This is a genomic window from Actinoplanes sp. ATCC 53533 (assembly GCF_003947245.1).
This window is the reverse complement of record NZ_QHHV01000026.1, coordinates 1-17,091: the sequence shown is the minus strand read 5'-3', so window position 1 is coordinate 17,091 and position 17,091 is coordinate 1. Positions and strand designations below refer to the sequence as shown.

At 72.1% G+C, this 17,091-nt stretch carries 14 protein-coding genes; 10 read left to right on the top strand and 4 right to left on the bottom strand.

Translation table 11 applies throughout. The features are described from left to right. The first annotated feature begins 111 nt into the window (after positions 1-111). From DMB66_RS10045 to gatB, 5 genes are all read left to right on the top strand, one after another. A complete protein-coding gene (locus DMB66_RS10045; RefSeq protein ID WP_233624445.1) occupies positions 112-2,331 on the top strand; it encodes a bifunctional diguanylate cyclase/phosphodiesterase in 2,220 nt (739 codons plus the stop codon). Between the two features lie 8 nt (positions 2,332-2,339). Beyond that, positions 2,340-2,816: an N-acetyltransferase gene (locus tag DMB66_RS10040; protein ID WP_125803764.1), complete on the top strand. Its 477-nt coding sequence runs from the start codon at positions 2,340-2,342 to the stop codon at positions 2,814-2,816. Positions 2,817-2,909: 93 nt separating this feature from the next. Next, positions 2,910-3,209: an Asp-tRNA(Asn)/Glu-tRNA(Gln) amidotransferase subunit GatC gene (gene gatC / locus DMB66_RS10035; RefSeq protein WP_125803763.1), complete on the top strand. Its 300-nt coding sequence runs from the start codon at positions 2,910-2,912 to the stop codon at positions 3,207-3,209. A gap of 5 nt (positions 3,210-3,214) precedes the next feature. After that, entirely contained in the window at positions 3,215-4,708 is a 1,494-nt protein-coding gene (gene gatA, locus DMB66_RS10030) for an Asp-tRNA(Asn)/Glu-tRNA(Gln) amidotransferase subunit GatA (protein WP_125803762.1), read from the top strand. After that, the gene (gatB, locus tag DMB66_RS10025) at positions 4,705-6,198 is read left to right on the top strand and encodes an Asp-tRNA(Asn)/Glu-tRNA(Gln) amidotransferase subunit GatB (RefSeq protein ID WP_125803761.1); all 1,494 of its coding nucleotides are present in this window, start codon (positions 4,705-4,707) and stop codon (positions 6,196-6,198) included. Before gatA ends, gatB begins: the two co-directional genes overlap by 4 nt. Positions 6,199-6,322: 124 nt before the next feature. Here gatB and DMB66_RS10020 read toward each other — a convergent pair whose 3' ends face one another. Together DMB66_RS10020 and DMB66_RS10015 are read right to left on the bottom strand one after the other, a co-directional pair. Then, the gene (locus tag DMB66_RS10020) at positions 6,323-7,927 is read right to left on the bottom strand and encodes a metallophosphoesterase (RefSeq protein ID WP_233624444.1); all 1,605 of its coding nucleotides are present in this window, start codon (positions 7,925-7,927) and stop codon (positions 6,323-6,325) included. A gap of 51 nt (positions 7,928-7,978) precedes the next feature. Continuing rightward, a complete protein-coding gene (locus DMB66_RS10015; protein ID WP_233624449.1) occupies positions 7,979-9,157 on the bottom strand; it encodes a sorbosone dehydrogenase family protein in 1,179 nt (392 codons plus the stop codon). A gap of 111 nt (positions 9,158-9,268) precedes the next feature. On the opposite strand from DMB66_RS10015, the gene DMB66_RS10010 reads away from it, so the two are divergent. Beyond that, the gene (locus tag DMB66_RS10010) at positions 9,269-10,189 is read left to right on the top strand and encodes a 2-hydroxyacid dehydrogenase (RefSeq protein ID WP_125803758.1); all 921 of its coding nucleotides are present in this window, start codon (positions 9,269-9,271) and stop codon (positions 10,187-10,189) included. A 131-nt stretch (positions 10,190-10,320) separates the two neighbouring features. Here DMB66_RS10010 and DMB66_RS10005 read toward each other — a convergent pair whose 3' ends face one another. Then, entirely contained in the window at positions 10,321-10,803 is a 483-nt protein-coding gene (locus tag DMB66_RS10005; protein ID WP_125803757.1) for a PH domain-containing protein, read from the bottom strand. A gap of 65 nt (positions 10,804-10,868) precedes the next feature. Here DMB66_RS10005 and DMB66_RS10000 point away from each other — a divergent pair, with 65 nt between their 5' ends. From DMB66_RS10000 to DMB66_RS09990, 3 genes are all read left to right on the top strand, one after another. Next, a complete protein-coding gene (locus tag DMB66_RS10000) occupies positions 10,869-11,945 on the top strand; it encodes an exo-alpha-sialidase (RefSeq protein ID WP_125803756.1) in 1,077 nt (358 codons plus the stop codon). Then, positions 11,945-12,220 carry a ubiquitin-like small modifier protein 1 gene (locus DMB66_RS09995; protein ID WP_199752196.1) on the top strand — a complete coding sequence of 92 codons (276 nt, stop codon included), beginning with the start codon at positions 11,945-11,947 and terminating at the stop codon, positions 12,218-12,220. Before DMB66_RS10000 ends, DMB66_RS09995 begins: the two co-directional genes overlap by 1 nt. A gap of 568 nt (positions 12,221-12,788) precedes the next feature. Beyond that, entirely contained in the window at positions 12,789-15,407 is a 2,619-nt protein-coding gene (locus tag DMB66_RS09990; protein ID WP_233624443.1) for a bifunctional diguanylate cyclase/phosphodiesterase, read from the top strand. A gap of 21 nt (positions 15,408-15,428) precedes the next feature. On the opposite strand, the gene DMB66_RS09985 is transcribed toward DMB66_RS09990, so the two are convergent. Continuing rightward, on the bottom strand, positions 15,429-16,475 hold the full coding sequence (locus DMB66_RS09985) for a LacI family DNA-binding transcriptional regulator (protein ID WP_199752194.1): 1,047 nt from the start codon (positions 16,473-16,475) through the stop codon (positions 15,429-15,431). Between the two features lie 276 nt (positions 16,476-16,751). Here DMB66_RS09985 and DMB66_RS09980 point away from each other — a divergent pair. Then, a partial coding sequence (locus tag DMB66_RS09980) for an extracellular solute-binding protein (protein ID WP_125803753.1) occupies positions 16,752-17,091 on the top strand: 340 nt, incomplete at its 3' end.

Genomic DNA, 17,091 nt, shown 5'->3' with positions numbered 1-17,091 from the left:
ACGTTCCGGCGGATACGGCGATTTGATAACGGCGAGTCTGTTTCGCGTAGTTTTGTCCATGCGGATCTATGGTGAGGATGATCGTTTGGTCGACGCCACCGTGGAGGTCGCATGGACGCCGCAGAACAGCGCAGCTCCATGCCGGCGGAAGAGCCGGCGGCCGGCGGCGTGCGTGCCGCTGACGGCTCACTGGATCATGCATTGCCCCGCGGGGCGGCGCCGGGCCGGCGGGGGCGTGGCTGGCGGGGGCATGGCTGGCGTCCCGGGCGCCGGCCCGGTTCACGGCCGGGCGGCGCGCAGTCCGTCACCGCCCGGCGGGGTGCGGTCACCGCGGTCGGCGGGGCCGTCGTCGTCGATTTAGCGCTGTGGGCAGCCCTGCCGCACGCCTTCGAGAAGCTGCCCACCGCCTTCTGGGTGATGGCCGCGCTCGCCCTCGCCGTCGACGCGCGGCCCTATGTGGTCGCCAACCGGCGGGCCAGCTCCGTGATCCTGCCGTCCATCTGCTTCACCTTCGGCATCGTGCTCGCCTGGGGATTCGTGCCCGCCCTCGCTGTGCAACTGGCCGCGATGGCCGTGGCCGGTGTACGGATGCGCCAGTCCGCCCGCCGCGCTCTGCACCTCGCCGTGCAGCATGCCGTGGCCCTGACCGGCGCCGCCGTGGTCGCCGTGCTCGCCGGGCTACACGCGGGCGCGCAGCCGCACTGGGAGGACGCCGTGTTCACCGTCGCGGCCGCGGCAGCCTGGATCGGCGCCCGCGCCGGCCTCGACCCGCTCATCACCCGCTGCGCCGGTGCGGGTCGCCGCCGGCCGCGGGCGCGGCGCCGAGGGCCGGAGCTGTTCGCCACCGCCGCGCTGCTGCTGCTCGGGCCCGTGGTCCTGGCAGCCGCACAGGTCGGCCTCGCGCTCGTGCCGCTGGTCCTGCTCGCCCTGCACGCCGTGCACCGGATGGTGCGCTCCACCGGCGAATACGAACGGGCCGCCCGCGTCGACTCCCTCACCGGCCTGCCCAACCGTCGTGCCCTGCAGACCTCTGTCGCCGAGCGGTGGACGGGCCGCGGTCCCCACCGGCCGGAGCGCCGGCTCGCGTTGTTGCTGCTGGACCTGGACAGGTTTCGCACCGTCAACGACGCCCTGGGGCACACCACCGGCGACAGGCTGCTCGTCGAGGTCGCCCGCCGGCTCGTCGCGGTCGTACCCCCGCATGATCTTGTGGCGCGTCTCGGCGGCGACGAATTCGCGGTGCTGGCCACCCGGGTCGACGGGCCGGCCGCGGCCCGGCGGCTCGCCGCGCACCTGGCCGAGGAACTCGGCCGGCCGTTCGCCCTCGACGGCCTGCCGATCGACGTCAGCGCCTCCATCGGCATCGCGCTGCAGTCCGAACGCGGCGGTGACGGCGCCTCGCTGCTGCGCCAGGCCGAGGCGGCGATGTACGACGCCAAGGAGCGCGGCGACCAGGTCGCCGTCTACGCCCGCGACACCGAGCACCACACTCCCGACCTCACCCTGCTGGCCGACCTGCGCCTGGCCGTGCGGGCCGAGCCCGGCGGCGATCCGGCCGCCGACGGCATCACCGTCTACTACCAGCCGCAGATCGCCGTCGCGACCGGCGAGGTGGTCGGCGTCGAGGCGTTGCTGCGCTGGCGGCACCCGGTGCGCGGCATGGTCGGCCCCAGCGAGCTGCTGCGGGTCGCCGAGCAGACGCCCGTCATGCGGCTGCTCACCAGCCGGGTGCTGCGCGAGGTGATCGGCCAGCTCGGGGCCTGGCGAGCGGCCGGCCGCCCGCTCCGCGCGGCGGTCAACGTCAGCGTCCGGGACCTGCACGCGGCGGACATCGCGGAGGAGATCAACACCCTGCTGCACCGGTACGACGTACCGCCCGACCTGCTCCAGCTCGAGATCACCGAGAGCGCGCTGATGGCCGACCCGCACCGGGTGCTGGACACCATCACCCGGCTGGACCGGATGGGCGTGGCCATCTCGCTGGACGACTTCGGCACCGGCTACTCGTCGTTGCAGCATCTGCGCCGGCTGCCGTTCTCCGAGGTGAAGATCGACCGCTCGTTCGTGCTGGGCATGGCCGCCGACCGGGGTGACGCGGCGATCGTGCGCTCGGTGATCGCCCTGGCCGACTCGCTGGGGCTGCGGGTGGTGGCCGAGGGCGTGGAGGACGAGCGCACCTGGCGGCTGCTGGCCGCGGCCGGCTGTCACGCGGCGCAGGGCTGGTTCCACGCTCGGCCGATGCCGGCGCCGGATCTGGCGGTCTGGCTGTCCCGCTATCGTCCATTGAGACCCGGCCGTGAACCCGGCGCCCTGGCGGTGCCGACGTCCTGAGGAGTGCCATGGCGATCGAGGTGCGCCCGGCCACGCCCGCCGACCAGCCGTACCTGCGACGGTCGCTGACCGCCGCGTTCAGCGGCACCGTGGTGGCCGTCCACGACGAACTGATCGACGCGGCCGCGCTGCCCGCCGCGATCGCCTGGCACGGGAGCGAACCGTCGGGGCTGCTCACCTACCGCGTCGTCGGGGCGGATTGGGAGGTCGTGTCGATAGCCGCCGACCGGTCGGGCAGCGGAGTCGGCAGTGCCCTGCTCGGCTGGGTCCGCGAGACGGCCGTCGCGGCCGGGGCGGCCCGGCTCTGGCTGGTGACCACCAACAACAACGTCAACGCCCTGCGCTTCTATCAGCGTCACGGCTACGACCTGGTCGCCGTGCACCGGGACGCGGTGACGCGTGCTCGCGCCCTCAAACCGGCCATCCCGACGATGCTGGACGGCATCCCGGTGCGCCACGAGCTCGAGTTGGAAGTTCGGCTCTGAGGAGTTATCCACAGACCGGGGAGCCGCCGCCCACGCCCACGGCCCCGGGAAATAGACTTCCCGGGTCAGCGACATCCATACCAAGGGGGCACGATGGCCGCCATCTCCCGCGAAGAGGTCGCGCATCTCGCGCGCCTGTCGCGGCTCGCCGTGACCGAGCAGGAGCTCGACCGATTCGCCGGTCAGCTCGACGTCATCCTGCAGTCGGTCGCCCGGATCGGTGATGTGGCCGCCGAGGACATCCCGCCGACCTCGCATTCCGTGCCGCTGACCAACATCTACCGCGATGACGTCGTGCAGCCGTCCCTCACGCAGGAGGAGGCGCTCTCCGGCGCCCCCGACTCCGCCGAGGGCCGGTTCCGCGTGCCGCGCATCCTGGACGAGGAGGACTGAGCGCCGTGACTGACGTCACCAGGATGACCGCCGCGCAGGTCGCCGGCCTGATCAGCGGCGGCGACGCCTCCGCCGTCGAGGTCGCGACCGCGCACCTCGACCGGATCGCCGCCGTCGACGAGCGGGTGCACGCGTTCCTGCATGTGGACAGAGACGGTGCGCTGGCCGCGGCCCGCGCCGTCGACGAGAAGCGGGCCAAGGGCGAGGAGCTCGGACCGCTGGCCGGCGTGCCCGTCGCGGTCAAGGACGTGATCGCGACGCGCGGCATCCCGACCACCGCCGCCTCCAAGATCCTCGAAGGCTGGCGGCCGCCCTACGACGCGACCGTCGTCGAGCGGCTGCGCGCCGCCGGCACGGTCATGCTCGGCAAGACCAACATGGACGAGTTCGCGATGGGCTCCTCCACCGAATATTCGGCCTACGGCCCCACTCACAACCCGTGGGATCTCGGGCGCATCCCCGGCGGCTCCGGCGGTGGCAGCGCCGCGTCGCTCGCCGCCTACGAGGCGCCGCTGGCGATCGGCACGGACACCGGCGGCTCCATTCGGCAGCCCGGCGCGGTCACCGGCACGGTCGGCGCCAAGCCGACGTACGGCGGCACGTCGCGATACGGCCTGATCGCCTTCTCGTCCTCCCTCGACACCCCCGGGCCCTGCGCCCGGACGGTCGAGGACGCGGCGCTGCTGCACGCGGTGATCGCGGGCCACGACGCGCGCGACTCGACCTCCATCCCGCAGCCGGTGCCCGACGTCGTCGCGGCCGCCCGGCTGGGCGCCACCGGTGACCTGGCCGGGGTCAAGCTGGGCCTGGTCAAGGAGTTCACGGGCGACGGCGCCGAGCCCGGCGTGCTCGCGGCCTTCCGTGAGTCGGTCGAGGCGCTGGTCAAGCTCGGCGCCGAGGTCGTCGAGGTGTCCTGCCCGCACTTCGAATACGCCCTCCCGGCGTATTACCTGATCGCGCCCAGCGAGGCGTCCTCCAACCTGGCCCGCTTTGACGGCGTGCGATACGGCCTGCGGGTCGGCGACGACGGCAACCGGTCGCTCGAGGAGGTCATGTCGCTGACCCGGGAGGCCGGTTTCGGCCCCGAGGTCAAGCGCCGCATCATCCTCGGCACGTTCGCGCTGTCCAGCGGCTACTACGACGCCTACTACGGCCAGGCGCAGAAGGTCCGCACGCTCATCACGCGCGACTTCACGAGCGCGTTCACCAAGGCCGACGTGCTGATCTCGCCGACCACGCCGTTCACGGCGTTCCCGTTCGGGTCGCGCACCTCGGATCCATATCAGATGTATCTGGCCGACCTCTACACCATCCCGACGAACCTGTACGGCGGCCCGGCCATCTCCGTGCCGTGCGGGCTCTCCGAGGGACTGCCGGTCGGTTTCCAGGTCATGGCGCCGACGATGGCCGACGACCGGATGTACCGGGTCGCCGCCGCCCTCGAGTCGGCCGTCGGGACGTTCACCCCGCCCGAGCTCAGTTTGGAGTCTCTCGCATGAGCACGACCGTGTTGCCCTCGTACGAGGACGCGATCGCCCATTACGAGCCGGTCATCGGCCTGGAGACGCACGTCGAGCTCGGCACGAACACCAAGATGTTCTGCGGCTGCCCGACCGAGTTCGGCGCGGAGCCCAACACCCAGGTCTGCCCGGTCTGCCTCGGCCTGCCCGGCGCGCTGCCGGTGGCCAACCGCGCCGCCATCGAGGCCACCATCCGGATCGGCCTCGCGCTCAACTGCGACATCGCGTCCTGGTGCCGGATGGCCCGGAAGAACTACTTCTACCCGGACATGCCGAAGAACTTCCAGACCAGCCAGTACGACGAGCCGCTCTGCGTGGACGGCTATGTCGACGTGGCGATCGACGGCGAGACCTTCCGGGTCGAGATCGAGCGGGTCCACCTCGAGGAGGACACCGGCAAGTCGCTGCACGTCGGCGGCGCCACCGGGCGCATCCACGGCGCGACCGAGTCGCTGGTGGACTACAACCGGGCCGGCATCCCGCTGGTGGAGATCGTCACCAAGCCGGTCCCCGGCCTCGGCGCCCGCGCGCCCGAGGTGGCCAAGGCCTACGTGACGGAGTTGCGCGACATCATCCGCTCGCTGGACGTCTCCGACGTGCGCATGGAGCAGGGCTCGATGCGCTGCGACGTGAACACCTCGCTGAACCGGCCGGGCGACGAGTGGGGCACCCGCACGGAGACGAAGAACGTCAACTCGCTGCGCTCGGTCGAGCGTGCGGTCCGTTCCGAGATCATCCGCCAGGCGATGCTGCTCACCGACGGCACCCGGATCTTCCAGGAGACCCGGCACTTCCAGGAGACCACCGGCGACACCCGGCCGGGCCGCTCCAAGGAGACCGCGACCGACTATCGCTACTTCCCCGAGCCCGACCTCGTGCCGATCGCGCCCGACACCGCGTGGGTGGCCGAGCTGAAGGCGGCCCTGCCCGAGATGCCCAGCGTCAAGCGCGCCCGGCTCGCCGAGGAGTGGGGCATCTCCGCGCTCGACATGCAGTCGGTGGCCAACGCCGGCGCGACCGAGCTGATCGAGCAGACCATCGCCGCGGGCACCACCGCGGCCGGCGCCCGCAAGTGGTGGATGGGCGAGCTGGCCCGCCGCGCCAACGAGACGGGCGTCGAGCTCGCCGCGGTCGGCGTCACCCCGGCCCAGGTCGCGCAGCTGCAGGGCCTGGTCGACGAGGGCAAGCTCAACGACAAGCTGGCCCGCCAGGTCCTCGAGGGCGTCGTGGCCGGCGAGGGCGACCCGGCAGCGGTGATCGCGGCCCGCGGCCTCGGCGTCGTCTCCGACACGGGCGCGCTCACGGCCGCGGTCGACGAGGCCATCGCGGCCAACCCGGAGATCGCGGCGAAGATCCGCGACGGCAAGGTGGCGGCGGCCGGAGCCCTGGTGGGCGCGGTCATGAAGACGACCCGCGGCCAGGCGGACGCCAAGACGGTCCGCGAGCTGATCCTCGCGCGCCTCGCCTAGGCCCTTCCCGTACGGCACCGCCCGGTCCTGTGGCACACAGGGCCGGGCTTTGCCGTCCCGGCCTGGTCACGCCACCCTCCGGGCTGAGAGCGGTGGAAAGCGGCGGCGCTGGGCCCGGGTTGGTTCAGCGGCCGGGTGGGACGCTGCTCGGGTTGATGCCCGGGGTCACGGCGTTGAAGACCGACGGGTTCGTCGTCGGTTCCGGCTCGTCCTTGCCGACCACCTTGCGCTGCATCGTCACGTTCTGCTCGCCGGTGCCGCCCAGCTGGATGTCGTCATAGGCCTTCAGGGCGTGGGTCTCGTCGAAGTACAGGACCGACATCGTCAGCGGCGTCGGTTCCTCGTTCTCCAGCCCGCGCAGGCCCGCCCCGCCGCTTGAGCCCTCCACCAGCAGCCGGGTCTTCTGGGGCGCCTCGGTCACCGGCGCCGACGGGCTCGGCGCCGGTGACGGTGAGGTCGCCGGGGAGGGCGCCGCCAGCACGCTCACCTCGCGCTTGTGTTTGTGGCCGGCCAGCACCAGCGGCACCACCCCGGACAGCGGCGGCGCCATCGCCGGGTCGTGCACGAGCGCCACGTCCACCTTCGTCTGCGCCCCGCGGATCGTCGTGGCCAGGCGTTCCCCGCTGGCCAGCAGCGGAGAGGCGGTCGGGTCGTCCGCGTTCACCGGCGGGTTTTCGCTCTTGTCCGGTGTGAATTCCGGGTCGCCGATGCCCGCGAACGTCAGGCCGTTGATCGTCACGGTCGTGTTGTCGAGCACCTTCGCGTTCTTCTGCCGGGCCACCGCCGCCTGGATCGCCATCGAGTCGTGGTTGCCGCGCACGTAGACGTACGGGACCCCGAGCTGCCCGATGTTGCTCACGTACGAGGTCTCGGCGTTGCTGCCCCAGTCCACGATGTCGCCGGTGTCGACCACGGCGTCGATGTCCCACTGCTTCACGACCGTGCGGATGACGCCCCACGAGGTCGGGTTCAGGTGCAGGTCGGACACGTGCAGGATGCGGGTGGTGTTGCTGGCCGGCTCGAACACCGGCAGCGTCGACACCGTGGTGTAGATGCGGCTGACGTTGCTGACCAGCTGCTGGAGCTGGTCGGCGTACCGGCCGTAGTTGTCGGCGATGCGCCGCGCGTCACCCACCACCGCGGGCGCGTTGACCAGCAGGCCCTCGTAGCGCGGCTCGCTGATCGAATCCGGCCGGACCGTGCCCGCGGCCAGCCCCAGGCTGCCGCCGGTCACCACCAGCGCCAGCACCCCGGCGGCCGCCACCCGGCGGATGTTGCGGAAGATCAGCGCCGCCAGGATGAGCGCGCAGACGATCGCCGCGCCGAGCGCGCGCAGCCCGAGCTGCAGCACGCCCTTGGTCACGTCGTCGACCGCCGACTGCCCGGCGGCGCTGATCGCCGTCGGGTCGTCGATCAGCGCCTCGGTGCGTTCCTGGTCCAGCGAGCCCAGGTTCACCTTGAGGTGGATGGGGCCGTCGTGGCTGTCGAGGTGCAGCGCGCCCAGCGGCGGGATCTCCACTTCGGTGCCACCCGCGATCGACGGGCTGATCGACATGTCGGCCCGGAACGGGCCCACCGCGATCTCCGACTGGGCGAACAGCATCGTGCCGACGAAGACGCCGGTGAGGCTGACGGCCACGACGGCCGCCCAGATGCGCAGCCGTCGGGCCCAGGGCAGCTGCCAGGTGCGGTCCACCGACGCGCGGGCACGGGAGATCTTCTCGTTCATGGTCAACATTTCACCTGCCCCCGCGCGCCGGTCGCCAAACAGTGCTGATGGTCAGCTCCGACCGGCTCCGCCGTCGGAGAACACCAGCCGGATGATTCGGTCGTCCTCCGGCGCCGGGTCGGCGCCCTCCTCCTGGTTGGAGGTGGTGACCCAGAACGAGCCATCCGGCGCGGCGACCAGCGCGCGCAGCCGGCCGAACTCGCCGGCGAGCAACGCCCGGGGCTGGCCCAGCAGCGTGCCGTTGCCGGTCACGTCGACCATCCACATCCGCTGGCCCTGCAGGCAGGCCGTCGCGACCATGCTTTCCAGCACCGCCACCCCCGCGCAGTTCGAGTCCTCGATCGGCCAGGTCACCAGGGGACTGGTGAACTTGGCGTTCGTGCCGGTGCCGTCGACCCCGGGCCAGCCGTAGTTCTTGCCCTTCTGGATCACGTTCAGCTCGCCGGTCTTCTTCTGATTCGACTCACTCGCGTACATCTTCTTGGCCGCGTCCCAGGCTATGCCCCGCACGTTGCGGTGACCGGACGACCAGACCGGCGAGTTCTTGACCGGATTGCCCGGCGCGGGCCGGCCGGCGGTGGTGATCCGCAGGATCTTGCCGCCGAGGCTCTTCGGGTTTTGCGCCAGGGTGCCGCTCGTGCCGTCGCCGGTGGTGACGTAGAGCATGCCGTCCGGGCCGAAGGCGAGCTGGCCGCCGTTGTCGTTGGCCGAGTGCGGGATGCCGGTGAGGATCGGCTGCGGCTTGCCCTTGAGCTTGAGCTTGGCGACGCGGTTGTCCGTCGCCGTCGAGTAGTACACGAACACCGTCGCGTCCGTCGCGTACTTCGGGGAGACGGCGATGCCGAGCAGGCCGCCGTCGCCGCCGGGCTCCGCCTCGGTGAGCCGCTGCACCTCGGTGACCTTGAGTCCCTCGGTGCCCGACTCCGGGCCGACCTGCAGGATGCGGGCGGTGTCACGCTCGGTGACCAGGGCTCCGCCGTCGGGCAGGAAGGCCAGGCCCCACGGGACCTCGAGGCCCTTGGCCAGCACCGTGGCCGCCGCGGCGGACTCGCCGCCGCTGCCGCTGTCGGGACCAGCGGAGACGGATGGCGCCGGCAGATTTGGCGGCTCGCCCGCCACGTCCGGGTCCGGGGGGCCGAAGCTGCACGCGGCGTTCAGGGCCAACACGGCGCCCAGAACCGCGGCACTCAGCGTCACGGCGCGCGCGCGGACTCTCGGACTGCGCTCGATCACACGACCTCCTCGTTTCCCCGGTCCAGGGTAGCCGCGTCCGCTGGGACGTCCGGCACACCTCGATCTCGGGCCGGGCACCCGGTCCCCGGCCCGGCTAAGTTGGGCACGGTGAAGGTTTGGATCGCCCACGCCAAGGGCCGCGAGTTGCTCGGCGCGCTGCCGCCCGGCGTCCGGGTCGAGGTCTGCGCCGACGCGCTTACGCTGCCGTCGGATCCCACGGAGGTCCGGTTCTTGGTGCCGCCGTTCGGCTCCGCCGCCATCGACCTGCTGCCGAAGCTCACCGGCCTGCGGGTGGTGCAGCTGCTCTCGGCCGGCGCGGACAACTGGATCGGTCGTGTGCCGCCCGATGTGCAGCTCTACGACGCGGCGGGCGTGCACGACGCGGCGGTCGCCGAGTGGGTCCTGGGCGCGACGATCGGCTCGCTGCGGCAGTTCCCGGCCTTCGCCCGGGCCCAGCAGCGGCGCGAGTGGGCGTCGGCCGCCTTCACCCCGACCGCGGAGCTGACCGGCAGGCGGGTGCTCATCGTGGGGGCCGGCTCGATCGGCCGGGCCGTCGAGCGCCGGCTGGCGCCGTTCGACGTGACGGTGACCCGGGTGGCCCGCACCGCCCGGCCCGAGCAGGACGTGCACGGGGTCGCCGAGCTGCCTGCTCTGCTGCCCCGGGCCGAGGTCGTGGTGCTGCTCGTGCCGCTGACCGAGCAGACGCGCGGGCTGGTCGACGGGGCCTTCCTGGCCGCGCTGCCGGACGGCGCGCTGCTGGTCAACGCGGCGCGAGGGCCGGTGGTGGACACCACGGCGCTGCTCATCGAGGTGGCCTCCGGGCGGATCGGCGCCGCGCTGGACGTGACCGACCCGGAGCCGCTGCCCGCGGGGCATCCGCTCTGGGAGCTGCCCAATGTCTTCATGACCCCGCACGTCGGCAGCGCCGTTGTCGGGCTGCTGCCCCGGGCCTACCGCCTGGTGGCGGAGCAGCTAGGCCGGTTCGTCGCCGGGGAGCCGCTGGTAAACCGGGTCGTCGACGGCTACTGAGCCGTCGTTCAGCGCTCGGCCGTTGTGCCTGGCTCCGGGCTTTCGTCGTTCAGTGCTCGGCTGTCGTGCCTGGCTCCGGGCTTTCGTCGTTCAGTGCTCGGCCGTCGTGCCTGGCTCCGGGCCTTCGTCGTTCAGCGCTCGGCCGTCGTGCCTGGCCCCGGGCCTCCGTCGCTGGGCGCTCGGCCGTCGCTGAGCTCCTGGTCATCGTTGCTGCGTTCTTGGTCGTCGTCGCCGGGCTCGTGGTCGTTGTCGCTCAGCTCCTGGCCGCCGGCCGTGATGACCGCGGGCAGGTTGGCTGTGGTCACCCCGGTCAGCCGGATCACCTTGCCGTCGGTGAGCAGAGCGGACACCCGCCCACGCCCGTCCGGCGCGAGCTGGTCGATCCGGGACCACGGGATGTCGGTGCTGCCGAAGAGCGCGCGCACCCGCAGGCCGCCGGGGCGCACGTCGGTGCCGGCCCGGACCACCCAGAGCAGGATGGCCAGCGGAATCAGGATGATCGGCGTCAGCTCCCAGCGGGATCCGGCGAACGGCACGGTGCCCACGAACGCGATCAGGGCGGCGACGACGAGGGCGCCGGACTTGCGGACGCGCAGGGCGGGCTTTCGACTCACGTTCCTCATCCTCGCACCCGCCGGATGCGGCGTTTTTGTCGGACCGGGCGGGGATACTCCCTGGCATGACCGACTTACTAGCCATCGGCACCAAGAAAGGCCTGTTCCTGGCCATCAGTGAGGACGACCGGCGGAGCTGGAAGGTCAGCTCCGCGCACTTCCCCGGCACGGCGATATACGCCGTCGCGATCGACAATCGCGGCAAGGAGCCCCGGCTGCTGGCCGGGGTGGACAACTCCCACTTCGGGCCGAGCGTCTCCATCAGCGACGACCTCGGCGCCACCTGGCAGGAGCCCGACATGGCCCCGCTGGCCTTCCCGGCGGACGCCGGCGCGGCGGTCGAGCGGGTCTGGCAGATCACGCCCGCCGCGCCCGGAGTGGTCTACGCCGGGGTCCAGCCGTCCGCGCTGTTCCGCTCCGAGGACGGCGGGCGCACCTATGAGCTGGTCCGCGCCCTGTGGGACCACCCGCACCGGCCCGAGTGGGGCGCCGGCTTCGGCGGGCAGGCGGTGCACACGATCCTGCCGCACCCCGACGATCCCAGCCGCGTGCTGGTCGCCATGTCCACCGGCGGCGTCTATCGCACCACCGACGGCGGCGACTCCTGGGCGCCGGCGAACAAAGGCATCAAGGCCTACTTCCTGCCCGACCCGTGGCCCGAGTTCGGCCAGTGCGTCCACAAGGTGGCCCGCGACGGCGCCGACCCGGAGCGCTACTACGCGCAAAACCACCACGGCGTCTACCGCACGGCGGACGGCGGCGACACCTGGCAGTCCATCGCCGAGCCGCTGCCGGCAGACTTCGGCTTCCCGATCGTCGCGCACCCCCGGCGCAGCGGCACGCTGTGGACGTTCCCGTTGGTCAGCGACGGTCAGCGGGAGCCGGTCGACCTGTGTTGCCGGGTGTTCCGGTCCACCGACGCGGGGGAGAGCTGGCATCCACACCAGGCCGGGCTGCCCGAGGAGCCGTTCTATTCGCCGGTGCTGCGCGACGCGATGTGCGCGGACGACGCGGAGCCGGCCGGTGTCTACTTCGGCACCCGGTCCGGCGAGGTGTTCGCCAGCCGTGACGAGGGCGAGAGCTGGTCGTCAGTGGCGACTCACCTGCCCGACGTGCTCTGCGTGCGGGCGGCGACCCTCTGATGCCGACGGTGCTGGTGCCGGGGGTGCTGCGCGCCGAGGCGGGCGGATCGGCGCACCTCGAGGTGGGTGACGGAGGAACGCTGGCTGCCGTCCTGGACGAGATCAGGGAGCGCTGGCCCCGGCTGGAACGCCGGATCCGCGACGAAAGCGGCGAACTGCGCCGGTACGTGAACATCTATGTGGATGGGGAGGACTGTCGCCGCTCGGGCGGCCTGGCCACCCCGGTCCCGTCCGGCGCGGAGATCCAGGTGCTCCCGTCGGTCGCCGGCGGTTGAGCGCCACGGCCGTCCGACGCAGCCCGCCCGGCCGAGAAAGGGCCACAGAGGCAAACACCGGCGAGAACCGGATCCTCGCTCCGCGGCCGCCGGGCCGGGCGTGATCGCTGGGCTGGGCGTGATCCGCCAGGCCGGGCGTGGCCGCTGGGCTGGGCGTGATCGCTGGGCTGGGCGTGGCCGCTGGGCTGGGCGTGGCCGCTGGGCTGGGCGTGGCCGCTGGGCTGGGCGTGATCCGCCAGGCCGGGCGTGGCCGCTGGGCCGGGCATGATCCGCCAGGCCGGGCATGGGCCGCTGGGCTGGGCATGGTCCGCCGGCCTGGTCCCGTAGGTCTGGTCCGTCGGCCGGGCCGGGCTGGATCGGGCGTCTGGCGGAGGGCAGGGGGGACCGCTCAGTCTTTCGGCTCGATTGCCGTGCGGCCGTCCATACCCGACGATCTCGACGTGCGAAGTGCTCCCGCGCGCACGTAACCTGTCCGGAGGACATTCGTTACCCGGTGTGGGTGCAGTGACCCTCGTCGCCGTTGCCTGTTCCGCCTAGCCCTCACAGTCCGCAGAGGATCACCCCCCACGTGGCAGTGCAGCCCACCGCGCGTACCGGCACCTGGCCCCACCGGGTGGCGTTCCTGGCCGTGCCCGGGGCCGGCGGAGTCGTGCTGGTCAGCGCGCTGGCCGGGCTGATCTCCGACCTGGCCGCGCTGGCCCTCGGCGTCGGTGTGGTCGCGCTCTGGGCCACCGTGGTCCTGGTGCACACCGCCCTGGTGATCCACCACCGGGACGGCACGTTCGCGGCCTGTCGCGGCGCCGGTTTCATCGGTATGGGCGCCCTCGCCGCCGGGGTGACCACCGCGGTGCTCTTCGCGAACCCACCCGGTCGGGGAATCTACGCCGCCGCCGGGGTGGGCGCGGCCGCCGTGCTCTACATCCTCGGCACCATGCTGCTGCCCGGCGCCGCCTCGACGGTCCCGATCCGGCTGCGCCGCGCATTCGACGGCCTGGGGCTCGGCGTCGCCCTGGGCTTCGCGGCTTATCTGGTCACGCCGATGAAGCGGATCCCGGTCACCGCGCTCTGCTGCATCCTGCTCGCCGCGGCGGGCATCTCGATCGTCACGGTCATCGTGCTGCGGGCCCGCCTGCATCGTCCGGCCGCGCTGCGGTGCGGGGGCGGCGCCATTCTCGTCCTGCTCGCGCTCTGCACCGCCGCCAACCTGATTCTCTCGGGCCTGGACGGCTGGGCCGTGACGATCTGCGGCCTGCTGATCGTGGCCGGGCTGGGGCTCACCGCGGAGGGCGGCTCCCGGCGCAATCTGCCCGAGTCGACCGCGCCTCGCGAGCAGGATCGGTATCTGTCCGGCTATCCGCTGCTCGCCGTGCCCGCCGGCATCGGCGTCGTCGCCGCGCTGTACCACCTCGCCTTCTTCGGGACCTTCGACCGCACCGCCGTGCTGCTCGGCCTCGCGATGGTCGCCGTGCTGACCATGCGCGAGCTGCTGGTGGTCAGCGACATCCGCCGCTACACCGGGCAGTTGCGCATCAAGGAGGCGCACTTCCGCTCGCTGGTGGCCGGCGCCACCGACCTGACGCTGGTGCTCGACGACAGGCTGACCGTGCGCTGGCAGTCACCGGCCGCGGCCCGGCTCTTCGGCCTCGCGGACTCGGAGGTCATCGGTCGCACGTTCCTCGAGCTCATCCACCCCGACGACGTTCCGAGCGCACAGGCCGGCCTGGAGTCCCTGCTGGCCGGCGAGCACGACGACGGCCCGCCCGCGCTGCTGAGCGCGCGGATCCGCGACGGGCACGGGATGTGGCGCGACACCGAGTCCACAGTGGCCGATCAGCGGTCGGTGCCCGAGGTCGCCGCCCTGGTCGTGCACGTCCGCGACGTCGGCGAACGCCGGCACCTCGAACGCACCCTGCACCGGCTGTCCTACACCGACCAGCTGACCGGCCTGGCGAACCGGCGGGCGCTGATGCGGGACCTGCTCGACCACCGGCGCCGCGCCGGGCAGCACGGCACGCTGCTGGTGATCGACCTGCACGGCCTCGCGGAGATCAACGACAACAAGGGCCGGGAGACCGGCGACGCGGTCCTCATCGAGGTGGGCCGGCGGGTGCGCAGCCTGCTCGCCGAGGAAGACGTGGCGGCCCGCCTCGGCGGCGACGAGTTCGCGGTGCTCACGCCGGAGGGTGCGGTCCTCGCCTACGCGCTGGCGACCCGGATCGTGACGCTGCTGCTGGAGCCGTACCAGCTGCCCGGCACGATCGTCGAGCTGCACACCAGCATCGGCCTCGCCGAACTTGCCGGCGGCAGCGACTCCGAGGACGTGCTGCGGCACGCCGACCTGGCGCGCAGCCGGGCCCGGCAGCTCGGCCGCGACCGCGTCGAGTGGTACGACACGGACATCGAGCTTCAGCTGCACCGCCGGATGGACCTGGAACGCGAGCTGCTCGGCGCGGCCGATCGCGGCGAGCTCGACCTGGTCTTCCAGCCGGTGGTGTCGCTCCGTGACGAGCAGCCGGTGGGTGTGGAGGCGCTGCTGCGCTGGCGCCACCCGAAGATGGGCACGGTCCTGCCGGCCGAGTTGCTGCCGATCGCCCGCGCCGTCGGTTGCGCCGCCGAGCTGGACGAGTGGGTCCTCGACGCGGCCTGCCGTCACCTGGCCGGCTGGACGGCGGGCAGCGGCGACTTCTGGCTGTCGGTCAACGTCGCACCTCGCGAGCTGCTGACGGCCCGCTTCCCGGAACGGGTGGCCGAGATCCTGGGCCGCTACGAGCTGGAGCCGGAGCGCCTGGTGGTGGAGGTGCAGGAGACCTGGGTCGCCGAAGACCTGCCGGCGATCGTCGCGTCGCTCGCGGGCCTGCGCAAACTCGGCGTCCGCGCCGCGCTGGACGACTTCGGCGCGGGCCAGGCCTCGCTGTCGCACCTGCGCCGGCTGCCGGTCGACATGCTCAAGCTCGATCAGGCTCTGGTGAACACCCCACCGGAGCCGGCGGCCGGCCCGGCGGTGATCGACGTGGTGGTCAGCCTGGGCCGCCGGCTGGGCCTCGAGACGGTCGCGAAGGGGCTGGAGACGGCGGAGCAGATCGCGCGCGCCCGGCGCGCGGGCTGCCTCTACGGGCAGGGATTCGCGCTGGCCAGGCCGGCGCCGGCCGAGCGCATGGAGGCATATCTGGACACCCACCGGGCCTGAGGCCGCAACCGGGTGGAGACGTCAGCTTTCCCGGGGTGGGGCCGTGCTGCCCCGGGGCGTCAGGTGTGCCGTTCCCTCTTCCACGTCCTGGACCGGTTCGCCGGCTATCGCCGCCAGCAGCTGGCGGGCGGCGTGCGCTCCGTAGGCCGCGATGTCCCTGGTCAGCGCCGTCAGCGGGGGGTGGACCAGGGAGCACAGCGGTGAGTCGTCCCAGGCCACGATCGACAGGTCGCCGGGCACCGACAGGCCCATCTCCTGGGCCACCGACAGGCCCGCCACGGCCATCACGTCGTTGTCGTAGATGATCGCCGTCGGGCGTTCCGCGTTGATCAGCAGGCGGCGGGTGGCGCGGCCGCCCTCCTCGCCGGTGTAGTCCGAGGGCACCGTCACCGCTTCGCTCAGGCCCAGCGACGCGCAGACCTCGGTGAACGCTCGCGTTCGGGTCTGCGTGTGCAGCAGATCCGGGAGGCCGCCGACCCGGGCGATGCGGCGGTGGCCCAGGGCCATCAGGTAGCCGACCGCTTCGGTGATGGCGCCCGCGTCGTCGGACCAGAGTTGCGGCAGTTTTCCGGTGTCGCCGGGTCCGCCGATCACCACCGCCGGCAGCTGCAGCTCGTTCAGCACCGGGATGCGGATGTCGTTTTCCCGCAGGTCGGTCACGAAGACGCCGTCCACCCGGCGCTCGCCCCACCACCTGCGGTAGACGTCGGTCTCCGTCTGCGGGGTGGCCACCACCTGCAGCGTCAGCGCGTATGACCGGGCGGCCAGCTCCTGCTCGAAGCCGCTGATCAAGCCCATGAAGAACGGCTCGATGCTCAGTATGCGGGCGGGCCGGCACAGGGTGAGGCCCACCGCCCGGGCGCTGGCGCCGGAGAGGGCGCGCGCCGCGCTGTTGGGGTTGAAGCCGATCTCCTGGGCGATGGCGACGATGCGCTGGCGGGTCGCCTCGGAGACGCCCGGTTGCCCGTTCAGCGCGTAGGACACCGCCCCTTTGGACACACCGGCCCGGCGCGCGATGTCGGCGATCGTCGGCCGCTTCACTGAAGGTCGCCTCTCTTTTCGGACCATCGCTGGTGGAGCGCTCTCACGCTACCTCGCCCCGCTAAGTCCCTGGCGAGCGCTGTGAACTTGATCGGTTAAGTGTTGCAGACCACTTGCCTTCGCGGTAGCCCGACGAAACATACTGACCATTTTGACCCGCTTTACGGTTGCTTACAGTGGTTGGTTACGGACACAGACATCAACGTGAAACACACTCTTGACAGCGGGTGAGCCACGTCATACGGTCGCGTCACTTATCCGGTTCAGTAAATTCGCACAGCACTTTCCCTGGGTGGAGGAGTAATGGAACGGTTCGCCAAGCGAGGCGTGGCGCTGATCGCCGCAGGCCTTGCCGGAACCCTGGCTCTTACCGGTTGCAGTGGCGAGAAGCTCGATAGCGGCGGTGACAGCGACGCGACGGCGGCTCAGGTCACCCTCAAGGTCAACTTCTGGGGAGACTTCGGCCTGGAAGCGCTCAAGGCGCAATACGAGAAGGACCACCCCAACGTCAAGATCTCGCTGAACTCCGGCGAGTTCAACGCGCAGCACCAGGACCTGCAGAAGAAGCTGGTGGCCGGCAGCGGCGCGCCGGACATCTCAGCGATCGACGAGGGCTTCGCCGTCCAGTTCCGCGGCCAGGCCG